Annotated in this window: 2 protein-coding genes; one reads left to right on the plus strand and one right to left on the minus strand. The window is 68.4% G+C overall.

The genetic code is table 11. From position 1 onward, the window contains the following. Positions 1-261, plus strand: a 261-nt coding sequence (locus tag J0695_RS40110) for a hypothetical protein (RefSeq protein WP_206969743.1), incomplete at its 5' end; no start/stop codon positions are given. Here J0695_RS40110 and J0695_RS45855 read toward each other — a convergent pair. Beyond that, a partial coding sequence (locus tag J0695_RS45855; RefSeq protein WP_242553769.1) for an ATP-binding protein occupies positions 230-538 on the minus strand: 309 nt, incomplete at its 5' end. The genes J0695_RS40110 and J0695_RS45855 overlap by 32 nt on opposite strands.

Consider the following 538-nt stretch of genomic DNA (forward strand, 5'->3'; position numbering starts at 1 on the left):
AGCATGGCCAGCGCCTGGGTGGCCACCGAAATCTTCCGTACCCGCCGAGTCGAGGAGCAGACCGGCCAGAGGAAGCTCTTCCCGATCCGGCTCGTCGACTTCGACAAGCTGCGTGACTGGGAACTGTTCGACGCGGACCGGGGATACGACGTCGCGCGCAAGATTCGTGAGTACTTCGTCCCTGATTTCTCCCGGGCTGCCGAGAACGAGATGAAGCTCGGCGAGGCTGTCACGCGACTCGTCCGGGAGCTGCGCGACTGACCCTGCCCACGAGGCACTGAGGGCGGACAGCCCTGGTGTGCGACTTCGATGCGGATCGTGGTGGGGAGGCGGTCAGGTCGAGGCGGAAGCCGCGGTCGGGGATGCGGGCGTGACGGACGGCGTTCGCGGTGAGCTCGGCGGCGATCAGGGTGACGGTGTCGTTGGGGTCGGTGCCGTAGGGGAAACCCCACTCGTCGAGGCGGTGGGAGGTGAGGCGGCGGGCGAGGCGGGCGCCGCGTGGGGTGGAGGTGAAGCGCATGCCGAAGTGGTGGGTGGG

The organism is Streptomyces beijiangensis, from assembly GCF_017315755.1.
GTDB lineage: Bacteria > Actinomycetota > Actinomycetes > Streptomycetales > Streptomycetaceae > Streptomyces > Streptomyces beijiangensis.